The sequence below is a fragment of the Deinococcota bacterium genome (assembly GCA_030858465.1).
Taxonomy (GTDB): domain Bacteria; phylum Deinococcota; class Deinococci; order Deinococcales; family Trueperaceae; genus JALZLY01.
This window is the reverse complement of the sequence record JALZLY010000372.1, coordinates 1-7,099: the sequence shown is the minus strand read 5'-3', so window position 1 is coordinate 7,099 and position 7,099 is coordinate 1. Positions and strand designations below refer to the sequence as shown.

Here is a 7,099-nt window from a genome sequence, read left to right as displayed (position 1 = left end):
GTGGTGGCGGTGTATTTTTATGCTCGAGTGGTGGTCTATATGTACTTCCGCGAGCCCGAGTACGAGCCCATGAGGCACCAGGGCCGCGCCACCGGCGCCGCCATCGCCCTCGGCGCCGTCGGCACGGTGCTCTTGGGCATCCTGCCCGGCTGGTGGTACGGGCTCCTCAGGGTCGGGCAGCAGTTTTTGGCAGGGACGTAGCTTTTTGGCAGGGACGTAATAAAAAGCCGAGGAGGGGGCTGCCCCTCCTCGCTGTCTCGAACCTCTGTCGGGCGTCAGTCGCCGTCGACCGTAAAGGTCTGCATCATGCCGTGGAGAAAGTGCGGCCTGCCGTCGCCGTCCTCGCCGTGGTCGGGTAAGAAGCATGTGGCGAGGTAGGTGCCGGGCGTGAGGTCGAACGAGGCGAAGTTGCTGATGCCGGGGCTCAGGATGTTGACGTGGCCGACCTGTTCGGTGGGGTCCTCGCCCTCGAAGCTCTCGGCGTAGGCCATCACGTCGTCCATCGTGAAACCCTCTCTGATGCGCACGAGGACGAGGTGGTGGAGTTGCTCGCCGCTGTTGACGACTTCCCAGAGCTGCTCGCCGACAGGCATGGCGGCGGGAAAGGCGAAGGCGAATTCCACCATCTGCACGGTGACGTCGGCCTCGGGCGCCTCGGCGGCGTCGTCAGAGGTCACCTCGAGGTCAATCGTCGCGTAGCTTGAAGGCGGTGGGGGACCCATGTCCTCGCTCGCCTCGTCCTCTCCCTCGTCGCCGGTGTCCTCGTCGCCGGTGTCCTCTTCGATCATCGCGTCATCGGCTTGTTCTTCGCCGTTCGCACGGTAGCTCGCCACCACCGCGTAGCGCCCTTCGGGCAGCGTGATGCCGACGCTGCCACGCTCGCCGCCTTCGGTATCCGGGCCACCGTAGAGCTCGGCCACGGTCAGGGCTTCGTTGATGGCCTCGACCGGGTCGCCTCCCATGAAGGCCTCGTCAATCGCCTGGAAATGCGCGACGATGTCCTCGGTCGTTGCGCCGTCCAAGAGCCGGACGACTATGATATCGACAGAGCTCTCACCGTCGTTTTGCAGCGTGACGAGGTGATAGCCCGCGGGCAGCGACTCGGGGCCCTCGAGCGCCTCGCCGTCAAAGGTGTAGGTCGCCTCGTTAGCCGCGCTGTGGTCGTGCTGGGCGGCGGCAAAGGAAAGCGTGAGGGCGACAAGTGCCATGACCATTCTGGTGACTCTATACATACTTTTTCTCCTTGATGATTTGTCTCTCCGTTGAGACAAAGGGAGTATAGAGGAGAGTGGATGACTGGGCGCTAGGCGGGCGCTGGAGCAGACGCGGCCTCGCGCGGATAGCCGATGAGGTAGACGACCGGCAGCGGGTTCCTTCACAGCATGGTAGGGCTGGCCCGTCTCGCTGGCGAGGTGCAAGTAGTCGGTGACCGCGTCGCCGCTCGCGGCCCGGGGCTCCACTTGTGAGTATCCGCGCGTTTTCAGGCACGGCCAAGCATCGTCTCTTCCGGAGCCGGCGTGACGTGCCGCCCGCCCCTCAACAGAGCAACACCCAACCACGCCGACCACACGATCATCACCAAGAGACCAGCGAGCCACAGGCCCGGTACGAGAAGGTCGCCCACGAACACGATTCCGGCCAGGGCACCGAGGTAGGAGAGCGCCCGGGGGAACAGTCCGGCCCGCGCGCCCAACAGGGAGGCGATGAACGCGAACGCGCCAAACAGCACCGTACTTGTCACGATCTGCCGGTCGGTGACGCTCTGGTTGATCACGTACATGGCGATAGCAGCCGCCTGATCCTGCGCGTGGAGCTCGGGAAGCGCCCGAGCGGTCGTAATCGGCCCGAAGCCGGCCAACAGAAACAGAGCGCCGGCGATGACGCCGGTGGTCGTCGCGATGCGCATCGCGAACGGAGCGGTCGTGCGCAAGTGTCCGTGCAGCGCGAGCGCGAGGACGATGAGGCTCGAGCCGACGATCAGGGAGAGCAGACCGAAACTGGCGTAGACGTTCGGATGGGCGACGACTTCGGCGACCTGGACATCCAGAGGGGAGCCGGTCGGGTCCTGCGCCCCGAGAGCCATTCCGATGACCCTCGGCACGATGAGGTAGAAGGGCAACGCCGCGATGGCGAACGCTGCAAAGGCTGCGATCCGTCGGTTGTCTTCCGCTGCGCGAGTGTCTCTTGCGACCACAGCTTGTACTTCCTTTCAATGGATAGTAGCGAATTGATTGACCATTCAGCACTTAACTCAAACATATAAAGCTGAATGCTGTTGAAGTGCAAGGTTAATCTGGAGGTGCTTAGTTGCCTGTCACCGTAAAGGCCTGGTGCATGCCGAGCGCGATGTGCGGCTCGCCGCTTCCCTCTTCGCCGTGATCGGGGATGAAGCAGAGCGCCAGGTAGTCGCCGGGCTCCAAGTCGAGCGTGGCGTAGACGGTGCCGTCGGGACTGATCATGTCGACGTAGTCAACTTCGTCGGCAGGGGGCTCGCCCTCAAAGGTTTCCATGAAGGCGAGCACGTCTTGAACGGTCGCGCCCTCGTGAAGCCTCATGATGATAAGGTGGTGGGCTTGGTCGCTCGGGTTGCGAACTTCCCAAAGGAGTGGGCCGCTCTGAATTTGGGCGGGCATGGCGAAGGCGAAGTTGACCATATCGACCTGCACGTCGGCCTCGGGCGCGGAGGGCGCATCGGTACTGGCGATGACCTCGAACTCGAGGATGGTCGGCGCCGTGGCACCTTCGGGCGCGGTCGCGTCGCCTTCTGCCGTTTCGGCTTCTGCGCTCTCGGCGTCTTCCTCGACGTCTTCAGCCTGGTCTTCACCGGCCTCGGCACCTTCTTCTGCCGGACCCTCGCCCTCGGGGCCGCCGCGGAGTTCGCCGTAGAGAATGTAGCGGCCGGGCCTAAGGACCACGCCGATGCTGTCACCGTCCGCGTCGACCGAGGACAGCAGCTCGACGATCGTCACGAGGTTGCGAAACGCGGCGACGAAGTCGCCTCCTTCCACAAAGGCCTGGTCGATGGCGGTCCCGGCAGCAGCGACATCCTCGGCGCTGACTCCCTCTTGAAGTCGGCCGATGGTGATGGCGTAGGTAAGACCCGTCTCGTTTTGCAGCGTGAAGACGATGTAGCCCTCGTCCAGCGTGTCGGGTGCTTCAAAACCTTCCTCGGTGACGGTGAGCGTGACCTCGTTGCTTTGCGCGCCGTGGTCGTGCTGGGCGCCGGCAAAGGGCAGCGCGAGCAGGGCAAGAAGTGCTATGACCATACCTCTAGTGACTCTGTTGGTGAATCTGTTCATCCTTTTCTCCTCCGTGTGATGTGCGTCTCCGTTTGAGACATGGGAAATATAGAGGAGAGTGGATGACTGGAGGATGACTGGCTCGAGGTCTTGAGACGCTCTAAAAGATCAGCCCTATGGTAATATGGTTTTATGGCTAAACCGGAGCGACAGAAGGTAACGCTGACGCTCCCCACCGAAGTGGTGCGGGGCTATCGCCTCGAGGCCGCCCGGCGCGGTGTGCACGACCAGACCGTGGTCGAGGAGGCGCTCAGGGAGCACCTTGGCATCGACGCCTTGGAAAGGCTGCGGGCCGCCTTTGCCCACCTGCGCCTCGAGCCGGAAGAGGCCGAGCGCCTGGCGGTGGAAGAGGTTCGCGCGGCGAGGCGCGAGGGGGCTGCCGGTGGCGCTGAGTCTCCGTGAGAGTCGTGCTGGATACGAGCGTGTTCATTGCGGCGGCGCTGTCGGCCCGGGGCGGCTCGTCACGGCTCATCCGGCTCTGGCTCGAGGAGGCGCGCCTTACGGTGGTCCTCTCGCCTCGCCTGATAGCCGAGGTTCAGGCGGTGCTTTTGCGCCCGAAGCTTGACGGCCGCATCCAGCCGGATGAGCTAAGCCGCCTCCTGGCTGCTTTGGCTCGGCGCGGAGAGGTCTGGCCGGATAAGGCTGCTCCGCCGCCGCTAAGCCGCGACCCGGACGACGATTATCTGCTGGGGTTAGCGCTCGAGGCGCGCGTTGACGCGCTCGTTTCGCTCGACCGTGACCTTCTGGACTTAGGCTATCTACAGGGCCGTCTAGAGAACGGAACACGGCGTCTGCCGGTGTTGACGCCGGGGGCGCTTCTGGCCCTTTTACGGCAGGCGGGTCTTCTCGAGGATTGAAGGCCGAACGCTCTAGCGGCCTTGGCTAGCTGCTATCACTTGAGCAAGCGAACAAAGCCAGTGGAACGTTTAGCACCAAACTGCGTCCCATGCGCCATGACCTCCCATGCCGGGCCTTGCTTTACCCGACTATACACGCGCTTAGCGCTTTTTGCCGCCACCCTCACGATGTCACGATGATCGGCGCCAAGAGCGCATCCGTTGGGAGTCAAAAGCCATGCTCACCGTGCGGCGCTACGTGGAAAGCTCGAGACCGGTGCGCACCGCGGCCTCCAAAATTGCGCGGTTGATGGGATTGCGCGTCAGGAAGCTCTCGCGATGCTCGAGGGGGCAGTGGTGGTTGGCGATGTTCATGATCCAAGCTAGGCAAGCCTCGAGCGCTGCCTGGGCGCTGGCGTCGCCGAGCGCCGCCAGCGTGCGGTAGCGCGTCAGGTAGAGTTCGCCCAGATAGAACTCGCTGGGCTGATACCGCGTTTGCAGCGCCGCGACCTCAGCCAAGTGCGCGAGCGCGGCGCGGGCGTCGCCGAGCGCCAGCGAGAGCTGCGCGCAGCGCGTCTCGGCGACGATGCGAAGACCGCCGAGTTCGCTCGCTTCGAGTCGTGTTCGCGCCTCCTGCGCCCGCGCCAGTCCCAACTCGGGCGCGAGAAGCAGCGCCTCGGTGAGCAAATAGCGCACGCGCAAGGTAGTTCGGTCGGCCGTTTGCAAGTATTGGTGAGCGGTCTCGAGCGCGGCGCTCGGGTCGCCGCCCGTCTGTGCGAGCAACTCGGCGCGCGTGAGCCAGATGCCGACCCGGTGCGAGCCGGGCAGCTCGTCGCGCGCTGCGGCTGCGTCCAGCAATTCGCCCGCGCGCGCGGGCTGACCAAGCTCGAGGTAGATGCGCGCGAGGTGGCGTTCCATCGCGCCGACCGCGTAGCTGGCGTAGTGTTCAGCGAGCGAGCGTGCGGTCATCAGGGTGTCGAGCGCCTCGCAGTAGCGCGCCAAGTCGGCCTGACAGGCACCGAGGAGGCTCAGCGAGAAAAACCTCACGCCCTCGGCGCCCTGCAAGCGCTCGCACAACTCGAGTGAGGTCGACAAGGTCTCGAGCGAGGCGTGGACGAGGCCTTGCTCCACCTGGCTGATCGAGAGGTTGTTGAGCGCGGAGACGCGGAGCGCGCCGTGCTTGGGGTCGTGCACCAGATCGGCGGCGCGCCGGTGGTGCGCGGCGGCTTCTCGGTGCTTCTCGAGATGATCGAGCACCACGCCGATGTTCGACAAGGTGGCGGCGAGATCCTGCGGTTTGTTTGGGTGATTGCTGAGTTCCAAGGTGCGCTCGAACACCGCCAGCGCCTCGTGCAAACGCGAGCGGAGAAAGAGGGCGGTGCCGAGTTCGTTGAGCAGATCTCTCCTCAGTTGCGGCTCGCCGTCCTCGCCGATGAGCGCGAGCCCGCGCCGGGCCGCGCGTTCGGCTTCCTCGCTTTGGCCGAGCTTGCCGTGGTGCATGGCCCGCAGGTAAAGCGCCCGCGCGCGCGCCAGCGGCGTGGTGGCGAGCGCCTCCAGACGCTCGAGCGTGCGTTCCATGCGCGCGCCGAGGTCGGCGTCGATGAGCAGGCGCGCGAGCTCGAGCAGCGCGCTAAAGGCCTGCTCGCGGTCGCCTTGAGCCTGGTAGATGTCGGCGACGCGCTCTAAAAAGTTGGCGGCTTCGGCAAACTGATAGGTCGCCTGCGCGGCCTCGGCGGCCTTTAGCAACAAGGGGGAGGCGCGCGCAGCCTCGCCCGCGTCCAAAAAGTGCTGGGCGACGCGCGCTGGGTTGGCGCCCTGCGCTTCCAGATAGCGCGCGCAGCGCCGGTGGAGGAGCGTCTTGACGGGCGCGGGAATCGCCGCCAGGCTCGCTTCGAAGAGCAGATCGTGGCTGAACCAGCCGCCCGAAAAGATCTGCGCGCGCGCCAGCTCCTCGCAGGGCGCGGCGAGCGCGAAGGCGTCCTCTTCGAGCGCGGCGCTGGCGAGCTCGAGAGAGAAGTCGTCCCTAGCCACCGCCGCCGCCCAAGCGAGGTTTAAGGCGGGCGCGGAGAGGCGGTGCAGGCGCTGCGCCAAGAGCGCGCCGACCTTGCCGGAGGGAGGCAGTTTTTGGGGCAGCTCGCCGCCGAGACGCCCGGACTCGAGCAGGTTCTTCACCGTCTCCACGATAAAGAGCGGGTTGCCGCCGGTGTAGCGGTGGAGGCTCTCGCCGAGCGCTTCGGTCTGGGCGGCGTCCAAGGGGTCGAGCTCGAGGCTTTTCACGAGTTCACGTACCGCCCCCGGAGCGAGCGGCTCGAGTTCGATGTGGACGGCGAGCCCCTGCGCGACCGTCCCCTCGAGGTGCCGCAGGTAGGGCTCGGGCATCTCGCCCGTGCGAAAGCAGGCGAGGGTGCGCGCCTCCTGGGCCGTTATGCCCTCGGCCACCACGCGAAGGGTCGCTCTGGAAGCCGCGTCGAAGGAGGCGGGGTCGTAGAACTGCAGATCGTCGGCGACGACGGAGGCGACGTTGGCCATGATGAGCCGTTCGGCCCTGTACATCGCCTCATGGAACCTGAGCTGGTCCTCGGGAGAGGTGATCGGCGGGGGCGACAGGTCGAAGAGGTCCGGCAGCAAGCGCGCTAGCTCGAGCGCCAGCCAGGGCTCGAGGCTGAGCTCGGCGAAGGTGCTGAAAAAGCGCCGGAAGCCCCGCGCCAGGCTGAGAAGCGGCACCGCCTCGTCGCCGGGTCGGCCCTCGTTGAGGAGATAGCTGCCCTTGCCGCGGGCAAAGTCCATCATCAGCCGGGTCTTGCCCGAGCCCGGTGGGCCGGAGACGACGATCGTCTGCCCGGCCTGCCAGGCCGCCTCCATCCTCGCCCACTCCCTCTCCCGGCCGACCAGGACCGGAGGGCGCAGGACGCGGAGCGGAATTTGCGGACTTGGCGGTTTCGCTTCGGGTGTGACGGTGGCCTG

General features: G+C 65.7%; 7 protein-coding genes. 3 read left to right on the top strand and 4 right to left on the bottom strand.

The annotated features are described in order from the left end of the window. A partial coding sequence (locus M3498_18425; GenBank protein MDQ3461243.1) for an NADH-quinone oxidoreductase subunit N occupies positions 1–201 on the top strand: 201 nt, incomplete at its 5' end. A gap of 74 nt (positions 202–275) precedes the next feature. Here the strand turns inward: M3498_18425 and M3498_18420 are convergent. The 3 genes from M3498_18420 to M3498_18410 all read right to left on the bottom strand — a co-directional run bounded on the left by M3498_18420 (position 276) and on the right by M3498_18410 (position 3,299). Continuing rightward, complete coding sequence (locus M3498_18420) at positions 276–1,232, bottom strand: hypothetical protein (GenBank protein MDQ3461242.1); 957 nt, start codon at positions 1,230–1,232, stop codon at positions 276–278. Between the two features lie 248 nt (positions 1,233–1,480). Then, on the bottom strand, positions 1,481–2,194 hold the full coding sequence (locus tag M3498_18415; GenBank protein MDQ3461241.1) for a DUF4386 domain-containing protein: 714 nt from the start codon (positions 2,192–2,194) through the stop codon (positions 1,481–1,483). Positions 2,195–2,303: 109 nt separating this feature from the next. Next, positions 2,304–3,299: a hypothetical protein gene (locus M3498_18410; GenBank protein ID MDQ3461240.1), complete on the bottom strand. Its 996-nt coding sequence runs from the start codon at positions 3,297–3,299 to the stop codon at positions 2,304–2,306. Positions 3,300–3,431: 132 nt separating this feature from the next. On the opposite strand from M3498_18410, the gene M3498_18405 reads away from it, so the two are divergent. Together M3498_18405 and M3498_18400 are read left to right on the top strand one after the other, a co-directional pair. Next, the gene (locus tag M3498_18405) at positions 3,432–3,701 is read left to right on the top strand and encodes a hypothetical protein (protein ID MDQ3461239.1); all 270 of its coding nucleotides are present in this window, start codon (positions 3,432–3,434) and stop codon (positions 3,699–3,701) included. 20 nt (positions 3,702–3,721) lie between these two features. Beyond that, positions 3,722–4,156: a putative toxin-antitoxin system toxin component, PIN family gene (locus M3498_18400; GenBank protein MDQ3461238.1), complete on the top strand. Its 435-nt coding sequence runs from the start codon at positions 3,722–3,724 to the stop codon at positions 4,154–4,156. Between the two features lie 234 nt (positions 4,157–4,390). On the opposite strand, the gene M3498_18395 is transcribed toward M3498_18400, so the two are convergent. After that, on the bottom strand, positions 4,391–7,099 hold a 2,709-nt coding region (locus M3498_18395; GenBank protein MDQ3461237.1), incomplete at its 5' end, for a tetratricopeptide repeat protein.

Bases quoted from the DNA above. Each gene is read 5' to 3' on its own strand.
- M3498_18420 (MDQ3461242.1), bottom strand. From the start codon at position 1,232: ATGTATAGAGTCACCAGAATGGTCATGGCACTTGTCGCCCTCACGCTT.
- M3498_18410 (MDQ3461240.1), bottom strand. From the start codon at position 3,299: ATGAACAGATTCACCAACAGAGTCACTAGAGGTATGGTCATAGCACTT.
- M3498_18405 (MDQ3461239.1), top strand. From the start codon at position 3,432: ATGGCTAAACCGGAGCGACAGAAGGTAACGCTGACGCTCCCCACCGAA.